The following is a 20537-nucleotide window of genomic DNA, read 5'->3' as shown; positions in this document are numbered from 1 at the left end:
TTAATCACCTAGGAGAAAGAAATGCCAAACGATTTCGTATTTAAAGACCAATTGCCGGTAGCACCGCTAAAGATTGCCGCGCTTGAGAGTTGTTATGACTTTGCAAAGGGAGTCAATGACTATATAGTTGAATTCAGAAGGAATGATACTACTGAGCTTATGAACTGTCAGGCGGATTTGCACTACAGAGGCTATGACTGTGACAACTACCTGCTTGATATTGCCTGTCCGAGGTTCGGCTCAGGCGAAGCAAAGGGTGTTATCAAAGAGTCTGTTCGCGGTACAGATGTATTTGTAATGGTAGATGTACTCAATCACTCTCTCAGCTACAAACTGAACGGCTTTACAAACTATATGTCACCTGATGACCACTATCAGGATCTAAAAAGAATTATCAGCGCCTGCGTTGCAAATGCAAAAAGAGTAAACGTTATCATGCCTTTCTTATATGAAAGCAGACAGCATAAAAAGACAAAGAGAGAATCTCTTGACTGTGCACTGGCACTTGAAGAGCTTGTAAGCATGGGTGTCAGCAATATAATTACATTTGACGCACATGACCCGAGAGTACAAAACTCCATTCCTCTTACTGGATTTGACAACTTCATGCCTACATACCAGTTTGTCAAGGCAATGTTTACAAATATCTCCGATATGAAAGTAAGCAAGGATGATATGATGATTATAAGCCCTGATGAGGGAGCTATGAACAGAGCCGTATACCTTGCAAACAACCTCGGTGTGGATATGGGTATGTTCTATAAAAGACGTGACTATTCAAGAGTTGTAGACGGCAGAAACCCTATAGTTGCACATGAGTTTTTGGGCAGCAGTGTGGCAGGTAAGGATGTCATTATTATGGACGATATGATTTCTTCAGGTGAAAGTATGCTTGATACTGCAAAAGAGCTTAAGAAAAGAAATGCAAAGAGAATTATTATCTGCGCCACATTCGGTCTGTTTACAAACGGGCTTGAAAAGTTCGATGAATTCCACAATCAGGGAATTATCGACTATGTATGCACAACCAATGTACACTACAGAAATCCTGAACTTTTAACAAGACCTTGGTATCTTGAAGCCGACATGACAAAGTATCTTGCAGCTATTATAAACTCATATAACCACGATGTTTCAATCAGCAAGAGCTTGTCACCAACCACAAAAATACAGAAATTCGTATCAAAATTCAAATAAAGAAAAAGGTCGCCTTTACAAAGCTTAAGGGCGACCTTTTAATATTAAACATGGAATGCACTTCCGCCTATAAATTCCCTCAATATAGAGTTGGAAGGTACATTGTCACTTGGTACTCCAAGGAAATAATCCAAAAACTTAAGAAGCCTTTTTGCCTCTGGATACTCCTTAGAGTCTTTTTTTACACTGAATAAAACCGGTTCGACATACTGCTTTAATACCGCAATTTCATAGTTTAGAGCGGAGTTAAATGTCGCATCCGCACTGCTTTGATATGGAAAAATATTTCTCTCCTCACCTCTTCTGACCGAATCCCACATAGCAAGAGTTTTTGTTGGGGAAATTCCTCTCTTTCTGACGTCTCTGATCATCCTTCTAAGAAGTCTTCCGTCTGTAGTAGGTATACGATTGTGTTCATCAATATTAAGCTGTGTCAATGCGCTTATATATATTTTATATCTGCTGTCTTTAGGCAATTTATAAGATAGCTTGTCGTTAAGGCAATGGATACCCTCAATGACCAGTATATCATCCTTTTCAAGTTTTAAGAAGTTTCCGTTATACTCTCTTTGACCTGTTTTAAAGTTAAAGCTTGGAAGTTCCACTTTTTCGCCGTTTAAAAGAGCCGACATATCCGCATTGAACTGTTCAATATCCATAGCGTCAAGACTTTCAAAGTCAAGCTCACCCTTCTCATCTCTTGGTGTATCTTCTCTGTTTTTAAAGTAATTATCCACCTCAAGCGGATGAGGCTTTATACCGTGTGCCATAAGTTGTATGCTGAGCCTGTGTGAAAATGTAGTCTTTCCCGATGAAGAAGGTCCTGCAATCATTACAAGCTTTACATTCCCCCTCTTTATAATATCCTCGGCAATATCTCCTATTTTCTTTTCCATATATGCTTCAGAGATAAGAATCATCTCATTGGTCATACCGTTTGAAATCATCTCATTGAGTGAACCTACATCGGATACTCCCATTTCCATAGCACTGATACTTGCATTGTTCAGTTCATTAAAAATCTTTTCTTCAGGTACAAACTCTTCCACAACCTCAGGATTTTCTTTTCTGGGTATAACAAGAACTATTCCGTCCTTATACTTTGTAAGAGAAAATTTATCTATAAACCCTGTAGAGTAGACCATGTATCCGTAATTATAGTCTATATAGTCTTCAAGCTTATATATATTCACTCTTGATACTCTTCTAAATCTGAAAAGCTTCTCCTTTTCAAAAAATCCGGCATCGTGAAACATCTTCAGCGCCAAATCCGTGTGTACATTAGTCTTTTCGATTCTGATGTTTTCATCAACAAGTTCTCTCATACGATTACTTATCTTCTCCACATCATAGTCTTGTTCACTGCCGAGTCTGATAAAAAGTCCGTTACCTGTGGAAAACTCCACTCTCGGACTTATACTCCTACCGTAAATATCGTCTATAGCTTTTAAAAGTATCAGTATCGCACTTCTCTCATATATTGCTCTGCCTATGGCATCACTCAATGTGACAAACTCAAGGGCAATATCACCATTTACGCACTTATGCAATTCCTGAAGCTTACCGTTTACTTTGACAAGCAGAGCTTTTTTCTTTTGCTCCGTTACAATATCAAAATAACTTGTACCTTCCTCGTATAAGTAAGTTTCATCTCCTATCTTTACTTTAAACTTTTTCATTTCATTCTCCTTCCTATGAAAAGAAAAGACTGAATACTCAGCCTTTCCTTTGAAAATTTATTTGATTTTTCTTATCCAACCTTCCGGCGCTTCAAGCTCACCCATCTGTATTCCTGTAAGTGTATCATAAAGCTTCTTGGTAATCTCTCCCATACCTTCCATTCCTGACGGTATGTTTATCACTGTTTCACCTCTACATATTCTGCCTACAGGTGAGATAACCGCAGCGGTACCGCAAAGTCCTACCTCTGCAAAATCCTTTACCTCATCAAATGCAACAGGTCTCTCCTCTGTCTTTAATCCGAGGTAATGCTCTGCAACATATAGAAGTGACCTTCTTGTAATAGAAGGCAGTATCGAATTTGACTTAGGTGTAACCACCTTTTTGTCCTTTGTAATAAAGATAAAGTTGGCTCCGCCTGTCTCCTCTACATATGTTCTTGTAGCGGCGTCAAGGTACATATTTTCATCAAATCCGTTTCTATGAGCCTCCATAAGAGGATGAATACTCATAGCATAGTTAAGTCCGGCTTTGATATGTCCTGTTCCTCTAGGTGCGGCTCTGTCAAAATCACTTACCGTAATAGTGATAGGCTTTGCACCGCCTTTAAAGTAAGGTCCGACAGGTGTTGTAAACATTCTGAACTGGTACTCCGCAGCAGGCTTTACACCGATTACAGGTGATGAAGCGAACATATAAGGTCTTATATAAAGTGTGGCTCCCGAACCGAAAGGAGGTACCCAAGCTTCATTTGCAAGTACTACCTTATCAACAGCCTCAAGGAATCTCTCTTCAGGGAAAGGAGGCATCTCAAGTCTCTTTGCCGAATCATACATTCTCTTTGCGTTAAGGTCCGGTCTGAATGTGACGATATGTCCTTCCTTTGTCCTGTACGCCTTAAGTCCTTCAAAGACCTCCTGACAGTACTGCAAAATACCTGCAGACTCGTTTATAGTAACATTTGAGTCGGTTGAAAGCTCTCCGTCATCCCATTTTCCGTCTTTAAAATTGCTGATGTATCTGTAATCGGTAATTCTGTAGTTGAATCCTATATTTCCCCAATCCAAATCCTTTGTTTCCATGATTATTGCCTCCTATTGTTCATTGAGTTTAGCAAGTTTTGCCGCCTGATCGGCTGCAATACAGCCATCTATAAGTTCCTGAATGTCTCCATTCATTATCTTATCAAGCTTATATAATGTCAGATTTATTCTGTGATCTGTAACTCTTCCCTGTGGGAAATTGTAAGTTCTGATCTTTTCGGATCTGTCTCCGGTACCTATCTGACTTCTTCTGTCCGCCGCCTCGGCACTTTGCTTTTTCTCAAGCTCAATCTCATACAGCTTTGATCGTAAAAGTGCAAAAGCCTTTTCCTTGTTCTGCAACTGACTCTTTTCAGTCTGTGAATAGATAACTATTCCTGTAGGATAGTGTGTAAGACGCACAGCGGAGTCTGTAGTGTTGACACACTGTCCGCCGTTACCGCTGGCTCTCATAACGTCTATTCTGACATCATTCATATCAATCTGAACGTCAACTTCCTCGGCCTCAGGCATTACCGCAACAGATGCTGTAGAGGTATGTATTCTTCCGCCCGACTCGGTCTCAGGAACTCTTTGTACTCTATGCACACCGGACTCATACTTAAGCTTGGAGTAAGCACCCTTGCCGCTTACCATTGCTACAACTTCCTTATATCCGCCTATACCGTTCTCATTAACATCAATCATCTCGACCTTCCAGTTTTGAGACTCCGCATAATGGGTGTACATACGATACAGCTGCATAGCAAAGAGTGCCGCCTCATCGCCGCCTGCTCCCGCTCTTATTTCAAGCATTATATTCTTATCGTCATTAGGATCTTTTGGCAAGAGTAAAATCTTTAACTTTTCGGAAAGTTCCTCTTCAAGTCTCTTTCCCTCGGCAAGTTCTTCCTTTGCCATCTCCTTCATCTCTTCATCATTCATCTCAAGCATTTCAAGCGCATCTTCTTGAAGTTGCTTAGCTTTTTTATATTCACCATAGGTCTCTACAAGCGGTGCCAAGTCAGATTGCTCCTTCATGAGCTTTCTGAATCTGTTCTGATCGTTTGCCACATCACCGCCGGCAAGCTCCGCCATTATTTCATCATAATGTACTACTATGTCCTCTAAATTATCAAACATCTTTTCCTCTTATGTTAATTTATTTTTGATATGACCGCCACCCTGTCAAGATTTGCCAAATCCTTTTTTATAATTACATCAAAGCCTTCAAAAAGCGCCTTGATATCTGCAGCCTCATCACATCCTATCTCAAGTGCCAAAATCCCTTCCGGATTCAAATATTTTATAAATTCATCTCTGATTATCTTATAAAACTTCATACCGTCTATATCGCCGTCAAGTGCAAGCCTCGGCTCAAAGTCTTTCACTTCACTCTCAAGGCTGTCAACAACATGACTCTTTATATATGGCGGATTGGATACTATGATATCATATTTATTTTCAGATGTTAAGCCGGAAAACATATCGCTTTTTAAAAAATTGATATCGCAGCCTAAGCTTTGTGCATTCTTTTTTGCAACTTCCAATGCACCATCAGATATATCAAGCGCATCCACTTTTTCAAATCCTCCAAGGCTTTTCAATGCTATGGCTATAGCTCCCGAACCTGTGCACATATCAAGTATTTTTTTACTTTTATCACCATCGGCAAGTTTTAATACTTCCTCTACCAAAACTTCCGTATCAAACCTCGGAATAAGTACATTCTCATTTACAAAAAAAGGCAGTCCGCAAAAATATGCCTTATTTAAGATGTACTGTATAGGCATATTTTCAAGTCTTTTTGCCACATAGCTTTCTATTATATCAAGCTTTTTGATATCTTTTATCTCATCATATTTAAACATTGTCCACTTTGAAAAATCAAAGTCAAACACCTCATATATTAATAATAAGACATCACTTTTTGCATCCTTAAAGCCTTTTTCATCTAAAGCCTTTACATATTTTTCAAAAACTTCTATATATTTCATATCAGAAATTTTCCTTAAGATATTTTCTCCAGTCAAATACCTTCTCTACCGCCGCAATTGCAACTTCCACCATGTCAGGAGTCGGCTCCTTGGTGGTAAGTCCCTGCATCCAAAGTCCCGGCTTGCTGAGAATATTTACAAGCCAAAAGTCGCTTCTGCCTGCAATTCTTAAAAATTCGTAGCTTACACCGGCTATGGCAGGTACCAATACAACTCTTGATACGGCCCTCAGCCAAAGGTTATCAACTCTTATTACCATAAAGAATAGTATACTTATCATCATTACTATGATAATAAAACTTGTACCGCATCTTTTATGCTCTTTTGAGCTTTTCATTACATTTTCGACATTCAGCTCAAGACCGTGTTCTATACAGTTGATGCATTTATGCTCTGCACCATGGTACATAAAGGTTCTCTTTATATCTTCCATCCTTGAGATCATCTTTATATAGAAGATAAATATCGCAATTCTTATTACGCCCTCAAATATGGCAATAACATAGTAGTTATCAATTTTAGCTTTGATGATATTGCTGAGCAACATCGGCAATACCATAAAGATTGCTACAGATGCCAATATTGAAATAAACATTGTGACACCCATTATTACCTTGTCAAGCTTATCTCCGAAAATTGCTGTCAGCTTCTCTTCAAACTTTGACGGCTTTGAATCTTCATCATCTTCAAAAAAGCTTGCTGAATATGCCAATGTCTTCATTCCCAATACCAATGAATCTACAAATGCAAATATTCCTCTAAGGAACGGAAGTCCAAGCACGGGAATCTTTGTAGTAAGACTCTCATACTTATCCTCCATAACTGCAATTGTTTTATCCGGCTTTCTTACCGCTGTAGAGTATCTGTCACCGTTTTTCATCATGATGCCCTCTATCACAGCCTGTCCGCCTATTCCTGAATATTTCATATTCTCTCCTGTAATCTTAAAAAAGAGTCAGACACCTGCCTGACTCCCCCTAATAAATCGTATATCTTAATCTTATTATTCAGCCTTAACACCATACTTACGGTTGAACTGCTCAATACGGCCACGTGCCTGAGCTGACTTCTGCTGACCTGTATAGAAAGAATGGCACTTAGAACAAATTTCTACGTGGATATCTTCCTTTGTTGAACCTGTAACAAATGTGTTACCACAGTTGCAAGTTACTGTTGCCTGATAATAATTTGGATGTATTCCCTGTTTCATAATTTCACCTCTTTAAAAAATTTAACGGTTACATAAAGTAGACTCGTTACAAAGTACATCTTAGAATAGCATAAATGAAGGTAAATTGCAAGAGTGTAATTTAGAATGTCTTAGGGTCTTAATTTAGAATGTCTTAGGGTCTTCATACACCCATATCTCATTCCATGGTACTTTTGCATATAACTTATCTATATCATCCTTTGTATAAAGGTACTCCTCCATAAATACATCCTCAGGAAACAGCTTAAAATATCTATGAAAAAATTCCAGCAAAAGTCTTTCTCTACCTGAAATATCATCAAAAATAATAAAACTTGGTACTGTTTCTCCAATACTTGGAATATAGTATTCATGTGATTCCTTCGGCTTCGGAAAAAAATAAATTATAATATGATCATTATCATCCAGCGAATCCCATTGATAATCGTCATCATCCCATCTTCTTCTCCAATGATCATTAGTAAAGCTGATACTGAAACTTTCGCCTGTACTTAATTTTTCTATTTCTTTACCACCTCCATAAAACTTCATCTTTTTAAATATATCAATTATTATATCCAAGTCTTTTTCCGTTGGATATTCACCTTTTCTAAACAGCGATGCCGATACTCCCATATCTTAATGTACTCCCTAAATTATTTTTTAGTGTTTACTCTCCTTTTTGTATTTATCCGGATTTTTGTAAATCCAACCTACATCAGGCTCAGGCATATTATATATTGCGTCAATATTATGTTTCCTGAATGTATAACCGTTATCAACATAGAATGCGGTATTTGGATATTCCTCCATATATCTGTGTACTATTTCCAATATGATAAGTTCTTTTCCAATCATATCCGGAAAACGAAAGAAGGTCTCAAGCCCCTGTTTCCTTGATTTTCTTAAGAAAATCTCTTTTATATCTACATAAGAATAAATCTGAATCATTGGTGCAGGATCTTTTTTATCAAAAAAATCATATTCACTGTCTTCTTTAGACAGTATAATATCATAATCTCTTTTACCTATCATCAATCTTCTATTGTAGTTCATAGCATCAAGTATTTTCCACATCCTGACACCGATAGATGTTTTTCTACCCTCAGATTTTTGTAATATTCTTCCCTCACATATCATATATAAATCTCCATTTTATACTGCTGCCACAAAATAGTCCTATTAAGCATATAACTTATCTATATCATCCTTTTTTATACATATCTGGGCTTTTATAAATCCACTCTGCATCAGGCTCAGGCATATTATATATTGCATCAATATGATGTTTTCTGAATGTATAACCGTTATCAATATAGAATGCGGTATTTGGGTATTTTTCCATATATCTGTGTACTATTTCCAATATGATGAGTTCTTTTCCAATCATATCCGGAAAGCGAAAGAAGGTAACAAGCTCATTTTTTCTTGATTTTCTTGTGAAAACCTCCTTTATATCTAAATAAGCATAAATTTGAATCATTGGTGTGGGATCTTCTTCATCAAAAAAATCGTATTCATTATCTTCTTTAGACAGTATAAGACTACAATCGCTTTTATATATTGTCACTATTCTATGGTAGTTCATAGCATCAAGTATTTCTTGTATCCTGTCATCAACAAATATATTTCTGCCCTCAAATTTTTCCAATATTCTTCCCTCACATATCATATATACATCCCCTTCTTATACTGCTGCCACAAGAGAGCTTTTTTACAAAGCATCCGGACTGCTGTATATCCAATTTGAGTCTTTATTACAGTATACTTTTTCAATGTCTTCTTTTCTATAAACATATCCGGACTCATTTAAGAAAATATCCTCAGGAAAGAATTTAAAATATCTATATAAAAACTCTGATATTATCAATTCTGTTCCTTTAATGTCATCAAAGTAAATATATGCATAATAATAGCAATTTTCTCTTGGATAAAAAAACTTATACACCCCTTCTCTATCTCTCTCCACTAGGAACATACTTAAATGCATATTATAAACTCTTTTTTTATATTACTTTCATCATCGTCTTCAAGTATACTTGCGGACAACCAGTAATGATCATTTGAGTCATGAATCGAACAATGTGTATATCCCATTGACATTAAAATGTTTATAACTTTTTCCATGTCTTTTTTATCAGCTGTTATTCTTTTTCTTAATATACCTGTGCACCACATTATAAAAAATCTCCTTTATCTCCTCAAATCTATTTATCAATTTAATTCCCTTATATAGCAAGGCGATATTTTATCTGCAAGCCATACTTTTTCATTTCCATGATAAAATACCACTCCATCCTCATATGCTCTCTTAGAATCAATTTCCAATATACATGGACTCTTGTCACGCCTAAGACCTACTTTTTTTGCTGTATCTATATCAGCTGACAGATGTACATATTGTCTGCTCATAGGTAAAAGTCCGTTCTTTTTTATGCTCTCAATAAATCTCCTTGCAGTACCATGATATAATTTATTAGGCGGAGTCTTCTCTTCCTTTACTATATGCATCGGTATGGAATGCCCGTACATAGCTCTTATTTTTCCTGCCTTTATTTCATGTCTTTTCTTTTCAGACTTATCAATCATAACAGCCAAATCGTTTCTTGTTATATTTCCAAACTTACCTTCTGTATTCAGCGCATTCAAAAGCTGTTCAATACTTACCCAGCCTTCTTCGTCCATCTCAAGTTCATACTCCCACGGTGCATGTCGAAGTGCGTATGAAACTTCCTTACTTAATTCTTCATATTTCATCGCATTCCCCTTCTTCTATCATCTCGTCTATCGCTTCTCTAAACCAATCCCAAAAGCTTTCATAATCCTTTCTCTGTTCCCATCCTGCACTTGCAAAATCGTGGATTTTTTGCACCCTTCCGCCTCTGTCGATATCAAAGCAAACTATATCATCATTGTCACCTCTTCTTGCAAAGGGTACCAACTTTCTGTCGGGGTATCTTTCTTGCAATCCCTTTATTCTCCACACAGCCTGTTCATAATCCATCAAATACCAAAAATCAAAATCCGTTAGCCCCAAATGAACAATTTTTAAAAATTCTTTAGGATATTCAAATCCTTTATATATACTGCCAACATCTAATAATTTCAATTCCACGCTTTCCTCCTTTAAACATTTTAACAGGTATATAAAATATAACTTGACTCAAGAACTGTTTATTTATAGAAAAAAGAAACAATCTAAGAGCATTTTTTGTATGCTGCCTTAGCTTGTTTCTTTGACTTGATTAATTAAAACTATAGTGACACAATCTTATCCCTTGATAACCCTGTAAGTTCCATTATAATGTTTATATCAAATCCCTTTTTCTTCATGCTTTGAGCAATATTTATCTTTCCCTTCTCTTCTCCGCGCTCTTCTCCACGTTTTTCTCCTTCACTAATCCATTCAAGCTTTAACTGCTCTATAAGTCCGCTCATTTCCCTGATTCCTCCTTCTGTTTCTTTATATCTCCTTTTTATGCTGCTTGTCTTAGGAAATTTATCATTGTAGCAATCGCCTTCAGTAAACACCTTCATCAACTGTGAAACATCTGAGCCGTTATCTACTACAGAATTTACATAAACCTCTTCAAATCCGTTATTTATTACTTCACCTGTCTCTCGTATTACTCTGTCAACATGATATAGCGGCAGTTTCCCTTTAAATATATCAAACCTTGATATAAATACTACACATACATCAGGCACAAATTCAAATTTTATTCCTGGATCCGCAATATTTGTTGTAATAACAGCTCCGTTATAACGCACTCTCTTTTGATGGTTATCATCATCAGCCTTTTGAACTTCTATATTGATTTGTCTGCCGTCTCCTGTCATACATTTAGTATCAAGTATTACAGAACGTCCCTGTAAATTTTTTCCTACCCACTGAGGCATACTCTCAAGCACTGTCAGCTTGTTATCGCCTAATATAACTCTCAATACTTCTTCACAAAACTCCTTCTCCTCAGCCATTTTGCAAAACATGGTATCATCCATAGGATTAAGAGCCTTTGCATACTCACGAATTTTTGCCTTTACAGACATATGACACTCCTTTTTGTCGTAGTTAACATAGTCCCCATAGGTCTATTATAGCATATATAATAAATTTATTGCATTTTAATCTTTCTATATACAAAAAAGCGTAGCCAAAGCCACGCTTGAGATTATTCCTCTCTTCTCCTATAGAACCTGCCAAGAAGCTGCTGAGTCTTTATAAGATTTATAAAGGCTGACTTATCAATTTCTTTGATTGCTTTTACCACCTTGTTTGCTTCGGCACTTGATACTATAGAATACACCAAAGTTCTGTCAGTGTGATTATAATATCCCTGTGCCTTCCAAGTTGTCGCACCATGGTGGCTGATATTTGAAATCAGATCGCATATCTCGTCAGGATGATCTGTGACGATGAATAGAGTAATCTGCTGATATTTTCTATACAAAGTATGTATAACCATTGTGGTAACATACTGGAAAATAATAGAGTACAGCGCTCTGTCCCATCCGAACAAAAGTCCGGCAACCACAAGAACCACCGCATTTGCGCCCAAAATAATATTAAAGGCGTCAAAACCCTTTCTCTCAGACAGAAAGATAGATATAAAGTCGGTTCCTCCGGTAGTTGCATTCATCAACAGACAAATACTGATAACCAGACCGTTTATCATTCCTCCGAAAATAGTTATAAGCAAAATATCCTAAGTTATCACATATCCCGGAATAATATCAATAATAAAACCGTTCAGCAATATTACCCAACATGAATACAGTGTAAACTTCTTTCCGATATACCTAAATCCGATATAAACAGGTATTGCATTAAGTAAAATATTTACAACCGTATACGGCAGTTTTACATGAAAAAACATATCCGCCGATCTGGTTATAAGCAAAGTAATACCTGTAGCACCTCCCGGAAAAAGGTCTCCGGTCCTTACAAAAGTCTTTATATTGACAGCCATCAGTACAGCCGCAAATGTAATAACAATAAATCTCTTTAAATCTTCTTTTAAATCAAATTTCATAACTATCTCACAAATTATTTTACTATATGACAAGCCACATATCTGCCGTTTGCTTGCCTTAAATCAGGCTCCTTTGTTCTGCAAATTTCACTGCAATAAGGGCATCTGGTATGAAATCTGCATCCGGTAGGAACATCTATCGGGCTTGGTATATCTCCCTTTAATATTTCCTTTTGTTTGCCTGCATTTTCAATACTTGGAATTGCATCAAGCAAAAGCCTTGTATACGGATGAAGCGGCTTTTCAAAAATATCATCTGTATCACCTATCTCACAAACCTTACCGAGAAACATCACGCAAACTCTGTCCGCAATGAAATTGACAACAGACAGATCATGTGAAATAAACAGATACGAAGCTCTTTTTTTCTCCTGAATATCCTTAAGGAGATTTAAAACCTGTGACTGTATGGACACATCAAGTGCAGACACCGGCTCATCACATACAATAAGCTTAGGATTCAGTGCTATTGCTCTGGCTATTCCTATTCTTTGCCTCTGTCCTCCTGAAAACTGGTGCGGGTACCTGTTGTAATACTCTTTCCTGATTCCCACATCTTCCATCAGCTCAAGCACCTTTTCTTTTACCTGTGCTTTGCTAAGCCTCTTTTCATGTGTGATAAGAGGTTCAGCAATAATCTCACCTACAGTCATTCTCGGATTAAGTGAGGCATAAGGATCCTGAAATATAATTTGAAGATTTTTCTTTATCTCCTTCAGCTCATTGCCGCTTTTATTGTAAATATTTTCACCCAGAAAAATACTCTCACCTTTATCAGGTGATATAAGACCTATTGCACATTTACCCAGTGTGGATTTGCCGCATCCGCTTTCTCCCACAAGTGCCAAAGTCTCATTCTCATATATATCAAGACTTATATCGCTTACCGCATGAACTTTTTTATTCTTCTTTGATGTAGGAAATTCCTTAACTATATTTTTTAATCTTAATACAACTTCTCTCATCTTCAATCCTTTTATGTAAGAAACATGAAACCATATGGCTGTCCGTAATATAATCATCCTTCGGTCTGTCACTTAGACAAATATTTTGAGTCAGATCACATCTGTCTGCAAATCTGCAACCCTTCGGTAAATTTAAGATATTCGGAACATTACCCTTTATGGTATAAAGTCTTTTCTGTTTTTTGCCGATAGTAGGTATTGACTTTAAAAGTCCGCTTGTATAAGGATGTGCAGTTTCATTAAAAAGAATCTTTGTAGGTGCAGACTCCACCACCCTTCCTGCATACATTACATAAACATAGTCACATATTTCAGCAACGACACCCATGTTGTGTGTAATCATCATTATAGAAGTACCGCTCTCCTCACAAAGTCTTTTCATAAGCCTTAGAATCTGAGCCTCTATAGTAACATCAAGTGCTGTAGTAGGCTCATCGGCAATCAAAAGCTTAGGCTTACAAATCATTGCCATACCGATCATCACTCTCTGCCTAAGACCGCCTGAAAGCTCATGCGGATATGAATTGAATCTTTTTTCGGCTTCAGGTATTCCGACTTCATTAAATATTTCTATTACTCTTTGCTTTGCCTCCGCCTTGGATATATGTTCATGTAAAATAATAGCTTCCATGACCTGTTTGCCGACCTTTACAACAGGATTGAGTGAGGTCATAGGCTCCTGAAATATCATGGATATATCCTTACCTCTGATATTTGCATACTCCCTTATCCCCATCTTTGTAAGCTCATTTCCGCAAAAATCAATACTTCCTCCAACTATCCTGCCCGGGCTTTTTATAAGTCCCATAATACTCATAGCCGTCATAGACTTTCCGCATCCGCTCTCTCCGACTATTCCAACTATCTTTCCCTTGGGAATATCTATATTTATGCCGTCAAGTGCATAGGCATCTCTTCCTCTGACTTGAAATGCAACCTTCAAATCTCTTATAGTCAAAATATTGTCCATATCATTGCTCCTTAAGGTACGGATCCAAAATATCTCTCAGACCGTCACCCAAAAAATTGAATGCCAAAACCACTATCATTATCGCTATGGCAGGTGACAGTACAAGTACAGGCTGTGTAAACAGATATTTCTTTGCACTGACAACCATAAGTCCCCAGCTTGCTGTAGGAGGCTGTGCACCGACACCCAGGAAACTTAGCGAACTCTCTGAAAGTATCGCAGACGGTATGCTTAAGGTAAATAATACCACCAAAGTAGGTATGCAGTTCGGTAATATATGTCTGAAAATAATCGTAGCATTACCGACACCCATACTTTTAGCTGCTTCCACATACTCTTTTTTTGACAGTGAAAGTGTCTCCGAGCGTACAACTCTGGATGTGGACGCCCAGTTGACTAATGACAATGCTATAAATATATTTATCAATCCTCCGCCCATTGTATACATTACAACCATTGCAAGAAGTAGTGAAGGAAATGCAAGCATTATATCTGCCAGTCTCATTATTGCAAAATCTATTTTACCTCCGAAATACCCTGCAATAAGTCCGAGTATTGTACCTATAATCATCGAAATAAGTGTAGGTATCAGTCCTATTGTCAGTGATACCCTCGCTCCGAATATTACTCTGGTGAGTGTGTCTCTTCCAAGTTCATCCGTACCCAGCGGATGTGCAAATGAAGGGGCCAAAAGTCTGTCCTTTAAACTCTGCGTATAAGGATTATACCTGCATACAACATTTGCAAAAATTGCACATAGTATAATCAGTATAATTACAATCAAAGAAAAAAATGCAAGCTTATTATGCTTTATTATATTTTTACATTTTTCAAATAAGCTCTCTTCCGTTCCAATCTCAGAGCCGAAACTTTGCTCTGTCTGTTTAGTATCTTTATTCATTGATTTCTTATATTTCCTTTCTAATTCTCGGATCAAGAATAGAATACAATGAATCTGCTATCAAATTTCCGAATATTACCAATATAGTTGTAAAAATAACCGTTCCCTGTAAAAGCGGCATATCTCTGGTCTCTATCGCATTGACCGCAAGTCTGCCTATACCGGGTATTCCGAATATGTTCTCTGTAATAACCGCACCTGAAAGCATTGACGATATCTGGAGCGCCATCATTGTAACTACAGGAAGCATAGCATTCTTCAGTGCATGTGACTTCATTACGGCAAACTCTAAAAGTCCCTTTGCTCTGGCAGTCCTTATATAGTCTTCCTGCATTACCTCCAAGATATTTGATCTTGTCATCCTGGCAATACTTCCTGCCGAGTTCCATCCGAGTACTATTGACGGCAATACCATAGATGCCGCAGTTTCATATCCCGATACAGGAAAAATTTTTAACTTGTATGCAAAAAGATACTGCAAAACAAGTGCAATCATAAATACAGGCATGGATACGCCAAGCAATGCTCCGCCCATAAATAATCTGTCTAAAATATTGTTTTTATTTACCGCTGCAAATATACCCGCTGCAATACCTACTATCCACGAAACAACCGCCGCACATACGGCAAGTCTCACAGTATTTGGAAATGCATCCAAAATAATACCTGTAACATTTCTGTTCATTCGATAGCTTGTACCGAAGTCACCTCTGATTGCATGTGAAATATATGTAAAAAACTGTATATACAGAGGTTTATCAAGCCCCATCTCCTTGCTTATTTTATCAATTACAGTTTGATTGACATGCTCACCGAGCATTGTGGTTACAGGATCTCCCGGTACTACTCTAAGCATTATAAATATAATCAAAACCACACCTATCAAAACCGGTATGGATATCAAAATTCTTTTTAAAATATTTTTAACCAAGTCTACCTCCCAAAATACTCCAAAAAAAAATGGAGCGGTTCACGCTCCATTATAGCAATTATCTTTTTTAAGTTCCATATCTATTTTTTTGAAAATCCGACAAATCTCATATCGGATATTCCGGCCCAATTCGGCTTGAATCCTTCGATATTCTTACTTACACCGTAATAATGCTCCTTTGAGAACATAGGAAGCCACGCGAAATCTTCCGTTACAATCTTCTTCTCAAGTTCATCGTACTCAGCCATTCTCTCATCCGCATTTACAATAGTTCTTGCAGCGCTTACTCTGTCCATTACGGCCTTGTCAGGATAATTAAGCGATCTCTGCTTTGTATTTTTCTCATTTCCGAAGAATGTATAAATAAAGTTGTCAGGATCATTGTAATCTGCAGTCCATGTAGACATAAATGAACCCAGTGTACCGTCTTTTCTTGTTGCAAGCCATGTCGACTCGTCATAATTCTTTATGGTTGCATTGATACCTACTTCATTAAGCTGTGATGCTATTACCTCAAGCACTGTCTTTGTAGTATCCGATGATGAAGAATCTACCGAAATCTCCATATCAAATCCGTTAGGATAGCCTGCCTCTGCAAGCAGTGCCTTTGCACCGTCAGGATCATACTTAATCTCAGGAAGTGAACTGTCATAGCCTATAAGACCTCTTGGGAATATACCGTTTTCAATTGTTGCTACACCGTTCATCAGTGAATCTATGATTTCCTGACGATTGATTGCCTTACATACAGCTTCCCTTACTTTTACATTGTTTAGAGGTTCTATATTCTCATTAAATGTAAAATATGTCACGCCGACTCTCGGTGTGTGATGAAGCACATCAGGCATCTCTTTTTTGTATGTGTCGATATAGTCAATCATAAAATCAAAGTCAAGTATATCAAGCTCACCGTTCTTAAACATCATATTTCTTGTCTCGGAATCAGGTATTACTCTTATAAGTACTCCCGGAAGCGATACATCACCGCCCCAATATGTATCATTCTTTGTAAGTACTATAGAGTCGTTTACAGTCCACTCCGCCATCTTAAATGCGCCTGTTCCGACTGTAACCGAAGGGTCGATACCGAATTTGTCTCCGGCAGCCTCTGTGGTATCCTTATCAAGCATACATACTGGTGACGCTGAAAGGCAAGCCAAGAAACCTGCATAAGGCTCTGAAAGTGTTATCTCCACAGTATAATCATCTATAGCCTTGACTCCGCTAAGCTCCTTACTGCTTCCGTCCATGACTTTATCCGCTCCTTCTATCTGGCTTACAAAGTCACCGTTTACAGCACCTGTTACTCCAAGCATTCTTGTAAGTGAATATACAACATCATCAGACTTGAAGTCCGCACCGTTTGAGAACTTCACTCCCTCTTGCAAATGCAATGTATATACCTTTCCGTCCTCAGATATATCCCAACTCTTTGCAAGTGAAGGTACCAATTCACTTGAACCGTCATCCTTGACCTCAACCTCAACCAACCTGTCAAAGATATTAAGAGGTACCATATAGTCCTTAGATGTCTTATCCGGGTCTGCAGTCTGGATATCCGCATTGATAGAAGTTACCAAAAATCCTGTAGTATCAATACTTGTCTTTGCCTTACTGTCTGTTTTGGCAGTCTTATCATCCGCCTTTTCAGTACCTTTTGATCCGCATGCACTAAGAGAGAGTGCCAAAAGTACACCCAACAATATAAATTTTTTTTTCATATTCTTCTCCCATTTCTTATTACTATTGTAATTATAATACTTTTTTTATGGCTTGCCAAATATTTTTTATAATACTTCATTAAAAAAAGTCAGGCTGTAATCACCTGACTTTTTTAATTATTTTATCAATCTTACCGCCTTTACAGGAGTACGATGGTTCAAACTTCCTATTCTGATTCCAAGCTGCTTATTTGCGGCATGTACAATCTGTCCGTCACCGATATATATCGCAACATGGTTTATCTCTCCGCCTGAAGAATAGAATACCAAATCTCCCGGTTTTATCTGCGATACAGGTATCTCAGTACCGTTGTTTGCCTGGTCCCTTGAGACTCTTGAAGTACTTATTCCGAACTTCTCATATACTCTCATTACAAATCCGGAACAATCGGCACCCTTTGTCAGTGATGTTCCTCCGTACACATACGGATTACCGACAAATTGCTTAGCATAAGCTACTACCGCATCTCTTGATACTTTTTCCTTAGCCGCCTTTGTAGCCTCTGTCTCAGCCTTTGTAGTTTCCTTTTTCTTGCTTACACCCGGTCCGCCCTTTTCGCCTGTAACAACTGTGGTCTCTTTTTGAGGCTTAGCCTTCTGTGTTTCATTAGGCTTTTCAGTACTTCCGCCCGGTCCGTAAGGAGCTGTTGTCTCTGCAGGTTTTGTGGTTTCTGCAGGTTTTGTAGCCTCTGTAGTCGCCTCTGTCTGTTTCGGAGCCTGTGTAGTAGACTCAGTCTGCTTTGGAGCCTGTGTAGTAGACTCAGTCTGCTTTGTAGTATCTTCAACGGCGCTTATAGTTTCAGCCTGTGTTGTTGCTGTCGGAGTCTCTTTTACTGTCTCTACAGCCTTGCTTGTCTCCGGCTCTACACTTGCTTTAGTTGTTTCCTTTGCGGTCTCACTTGCCTCAGGGCCGTTGACTGTTTCTATCTTTACCTTGGAAGGTGATGAAACGGTTTCTTCAGCCTTACCTGACTCTTTCACAGTCTCGACTTTTTGCTTTGTCTCGGCAGGCTTTGTATCCTCTATTGCCTTGATGGTCTCCGCCTCGGTTCTTGTCTCCGGCACTGTCTCTACCTTCTGCTTTGTAGTCTCTGTCTGCCCGTTATCCTTTGTGGTTGTTTCAACAGGCTTGGTAGATCCCTTTGTAGTATCCGGAACCTTAATCTCTACTTCCTTGCTTGCAGGTGTCTCTCTCTTTTCAGCTGCAGGAGACTTGATTGTCTTTGCTTCCTCACTCGCCTTAGGTGTAGGAGCTTTATCCGGAGTTTTCTTTGCAGCTGTAGTTGTTTCAGCCTTTGCAGTAGTTTCCTTACTCTTAGCTGTTGTCTGATCGTCTGCAACCACCATGTTTTCATATATGGCCATCGCTTCTTTAGCCTCAGTTTCCAGCTTTGCCTTGTTCAAAGCTTCGATAGTGGACTCTTCCTTAGTCTTGGCAGTCTTATATGATACATCTGTCTTTATAAAATCCTTGTATACATATCCTGTCAAGTCATCATCCACCTGAACCTTTAAAAAGTTTTTGTCCTGACCTACTACAACATACTTCTCTCCACCCTCAAGCATCGTGAGTGTATTTGAAGTTATATCCGGTGTCTTTCGCAGTCTGACATTGTCAATGTCTACTACCGTACCGTAGGTCACGACAGAATCTTTTGCCATTTTCTTCGCTTTATTTCCGGTTGCCAAATCTGAGGCTTTGACATAGCCCTCTACGTTTCCGGAATTTATCTTAACCCATTCTCCGGTCTCGTTGATCTCAGAACCTACGACGGTAGCTACTGAACTGTATGAAATGCTTCCCACTTCTTCGCCGGTCTCTTTCGGATCTGCGTGTACTACAGTATCCTTTTTGTTCTTTGCCACCGCAAGGTCATCCTTCATTACCTCTTCTTTCAGCCTGTCCTGAATCGACGGTCCCTCATACTTGACCACATCCTTTACAAGCCTGTTGCGCGCATCGTCAACTCCTGTTATCTCTATTGTATTTGTTGTCGCAGTCTTTAGCGACTCTCCTAATGCTGTCTGCGGCGATATGGAACTTGCCTTATAATTGTTTAGAGCTACGGCTATTCCTGAGACTGCGTTACTTGTCTCCAAATCCATATCTGCATATGCATTAAAACTGTATAGTGAAACAAAGGTTAGAGCTGATGCTAATGTTAAAAATTTCTTTTTCATTGAGCACTCCTTACTTTATTTAGAGTACTTAAATTATACCAAAGTTTTATAGATTGAACAATTGCTTTACACCCGTTGAAATATTACAATATATTAAACATTTAATTACAGTCATAGTCATAAATATCTTTTATTAAAGTTACGGCAATTATATCCTATTTTTTAACTATATTTTAATTTAGTTGTAAGTTTTTTCATGCCATTAATAATATTCGGTTGAAACAGTAACTCTTTTTGAGCATAAAAAAAGAGCAACATCAGTTGCTCTTTTAAAGTGCGGGAAAAGGGACTTGAACCCTCACGTCTATACAGACACAAGATCCTTAGTCTTGCCTGTCTGCCAATTCCAGCATTCCCGCAAGTGATTAGATTTTCTAATCAAGGCGACAACCAGATTTGAACTGGTGATCAGGGTGTTGCAGACCCACGCCTTACCGCTTGGCTATGTCGCCGTTGTCCATGCTTTCGGACAACGCCCTGAACAGGGCTCGAACCTGTGACACTGCGGTTAACAGCCGCATGCTCTACCTACTGAGCTATCAGGGCAAGTACTCATATACTATATCAGATATTAACTGATTATGCAAGCACTTTTTTTAAAAGGTAGCACTATGACTTTACTTCGTAAAGCCAAGTGTACTTTTCTTCTAAAACTCAAACTGCACTTCGTTTGTTTTCGTTAAGAAGAAAATGCACCTTCAAAACTGCCTACCAAATGCTTCCGATTATATGAATATCAAATCATAAATT

General features: G+C 38.2%; 19 protein-coding genes, 3 tRNA genes and 2 pseudogenes. 1 reads left to right on the top strand and 23 read right to left on the bottom strand.

All coding sequences use genetic code 11. The features are described from left to right. Positions 1 to 21 precede the first annotated feature (21 nt). Positions 22 to 1197 (top strand): ribose-phosphate pyrophosphokinase, encoded by a 1176-nt coding sequence (locus EHW90_RS04965; RefSeq protein WP_124951698.1) that lies wholly within the window; start codon positions 22 to 24, stop codon positions 1195 to 1197. A 44-nt stretch (positions 1198 to 1241) separates the two neighbouring features. Here EHW90_RS04965 and EHW90_RS04960 read toward each other — a convergent pair whose 3' ends face one another. From EHW90_RS04960 to EHW90_RS04850, 23 genes and pseudogenes are all read right to left on the bottom strand, one after another. After that, on the bottom strand, positions 1242 to 2876 hold the full coding sequence (locus EHW90_RS04960; RefSeq protein ID WP_124951696.1) for a nucleoside kinase: 1635 nt from the start codon (positions 2874 to 2876) through the stop codon (positions 1242 to 1244). Positions 2877 to 2933: 57 nt separating this feature from the next. Further along, positions 2934 to 3959 (bottom strand): branched-chain amino acid aminotransferase, encoded by a 1026-nt coding sequence (locus tag EHW90_RS04955; protein ID WP_124951694.1) that lies wholly within the window; start codon positions 3957 to 3959, stop codon positions 2934 to 2936. 12 nt (positions 3960 to 3971) lie between these two features. After that, the gene (gene prfA / locus EHW90_RS04950; protein ID WP_009447104.1) at positions 3972 to 5042 is read right to left on the bottom strand and encodes a peptide chain release factor 1; all 1071 of its coding nucleotides are present in this window, start codon (positions 5040 to 5042) and stop codon (positions 3972 to 3974) included. Between the two features lie 14 nt (positions 5043 to 5056). Continuing rightward, positions 5057 to 5896, bottom strand: a complete 840-nt coding sequence (prmC, locus tag EHW90_RS04945) for a peptide chain release factor N(5)-glutamine methyltransferase (protein ID WP_124951692.1) — start codon at positions 5894 to 5896, stop codon at positions 5057 to 5059. A 1-nt stretch (position 5897) separates the two neighbouring features. Next, positions 5898 to 6824 carry a DUF1385 domain-containing protein gene (locus EHW90_RS04940; RefSeq protein ID WP_124951690.1) on the bottom strand — a complete coding sequence of 309 codons (927 nt, stop codon included), beginning with the start codon at positions 6822 to 6824 and terminating at the stop codon, positions 5898 to 5900. 75 nt (positions 6825 to 6899) lie between these two features. Continuing rightward, complete coding sequence (rpmE, locus tag EHW90_RS04935; protein ID WP_009447101.1) at positions 6900 to 7106, bottom strand: 50S ribosomal protein L31; 207 nt, start codon at positions 7104 to 7106, stop codon at positions 6900 to 6902. 123 nt (positions 7107 to 7229) lie between these two features. After that, a complete protein-coding gene (locus EHW90_RS04930) occupies positions 7230 to 7721 on the bottom strand; it encodes a hypothetical protein (protein ID WP_124951688.1) in 492 nt (163 codons plus the stop codon). Positions 7722 to 7748: 27 nt separating this feature from the next. Next, the gene (locus tag EHW90_RS04925; protein WP_124951686.1) at positions 7749 to 8225 is read right to left on the bottom strand and encodes a hypothetical protein; all 477 of its coding nucleotides are present in this window, start codon (positions 8223 to 8225) and stop codon (positions 7749 to 7751) included. Between the two features lie 64 nt (positions 8226 to 8289). Then, positions 8290 to 8757 carry a hypothetical protein gene (locus EHW90_RS04920; RefSeq protein ID WP_124951684.1) on the bottom strand — a complete coding sequence of 156 codons (468 nt, stop codon included), beginning with the start codon at positions 8755 to 8757 and terminating at the stop codon, positions 8290 to 8292. A 42-nt stretch (positions 8758 to 8799) separates the two neighbouring features. Then, a pseudogene (locus EHW90_RS13780) lies at positions 8800 to 9263 on the bottom strand (hypothetical protein). A gap of 36 nt (positions 9264 to 9299) precedes the next feature. Next, the gene (locus tag EHW90_RS04910) at positions 9300 to 9842 is read right to left on the bottom strand and encodes an RNA 2'-phosphotransferase (RefSeq protein WP_124951682.1); all 543 of its coding nucleotides are present in this window, start codon (positions 9840 to 9842) and stop codon (positions 9300 to 9302) included. Continuing rightward, on the bottom strand, positions 9832 to 10194 hold the full coding sequence (locus tag EHW90_RS04905; RefSeq protein WP_124952640.1) for an SMI1/KNR4 family protein: 363 nt from the start codon (positions 10192 to 10194) through the stop codon (positions 9832 to 9834). The genes EHW90_RS04910 and EHW90_RS04905 overlap by 11 nt, the downstream gene beginning before the upstream one ends. Positions 10195 to 10340: 146 nt before the next feature. Then, positions 10341 to 11135 carry an Rpn family recombination-promoting nuclease/putative transposase gene (locus tag EHW90_RS04900; RefSeq protein WP_124951680.1) on the bottom strand — a complete coding sequence of 265 codons (795 nt, stop codon included), beginning with the start codon at positions 11133 to 11135 and terminating at the stop codon, positions 10341 to 10343. Between the two features lie 122 nt (positions 11136 to 11257). Further along, positions 11258 to 12118: pseudogene (locus EHW90_RS04895) on the bottom strand (YitT family protein). A 14-nt stretch (positions 12119 to 12132) separates the two neighbouring features. Beyond that, positions 12133 to 13083, bottom strand: coding sequence for an ABC transporter ATP-binding protein (locus tag EHW90_RS04890; protein WP_124951678.1), 951 nt, complete (start codon positions 13081 to 13083; stop codon positions 12133 to 12135). Further along, on the bottom strand, positions 13046 to 14053 hold the full coding sequence (locus EHW90_RS04885; RefSeq protein ID WP_124951676.1) for an ABC transporter ATP-binding protein: 1008 nt from the start codon (positions 14051 to 14053) through the stop codon (positions 13046 to 13048). The genes EHW90_RS04890 and EHW90_RS04885 overlap by 38 nt, the downstream gene beginning before the upstream one ends. Before the next feature lies 1 nt (position 14054). Next, entirely contained in the window at positions 14055 to 14954 is a 900-nt protein-coding gene (locus EHW90_RS04880) for an ABC transporter permease (RefSeq protein WP_124951674.1), read from the bottom strand. A 7-nt stretch (positions 14955 to 14961) separates the two neighbouring features. Then, positions 14962 to 15885: an ABC transporter permease gene (locus EHW90_RS04875; RefSeq protein ID WP_124951672.1), complete on the bottom strand. Its 924-nt coding sequence runs from the start codon at positions 15883 to 15885 to the stop codon at positions 14962 to 14964. 80 nt (positions 15886 to 15965) lie between these two features. Further along, complete coding sequence (locus EHW90_RS04870; RefSeq protein ID WP_124951670.1) at positions 15966 to 17606, bottom strand: ABC transporter substrate-binding protein; 1641 nt, start codon at positions 17604 to 17606, stop codon at positions 15966 to 15968. A gap of 117 nt (positions 17607 to 17723) precedes the next feature. Further along, the gene (locus EHW90_RS04865) at positions 17724 to 19787 is read right to left on the bottom strand and encodes a C40 family peptidase (protein ID WP_124951668.1); all 2064 of its coding nucleotides are present in this window, start codon (positions 19785 to 19787) and stop codon (positions 17724 to 17726) included. Positions 19788 to 20062: 275 nt separating this feature from the next. Continuing rightward, positions 20063 to 20146, bottom strand: a tRNA-Leu gene (locus tag EHW90_RS04860). 22 nt (positions 20147 to 20168) lie between these two features. Then, a tRNA-Cys gene (locus EHW90_RS04855) sits at positions 20169 to 20239 on the bottom strand. A gap of 21 nt (positions 20240 to 20260) precedes the next feature. Then, positions 20261 to 20333, bottom strand: a tRNA-Asn gene (locus EHW90_RS04850). Positions 20334 to 20537: the final 204 nt, after the last annotated feature.

This window comes from Lachnoanaerobaculum orale (assembly GCF_003862485.1).
Classification (GTDB): domain Bacteria; phylum Bacillota; class Clostridia; order Lachnospirales; family Lachnospiraceae; genus Lachnoanaerobaculum; species Lachnoanaerobaculum orale.
The sequence above is the reverse complement of the archived record's forward strand: the minus strand, read 5'-3'. Positions and strand labels throughout refer to the sequence as shown.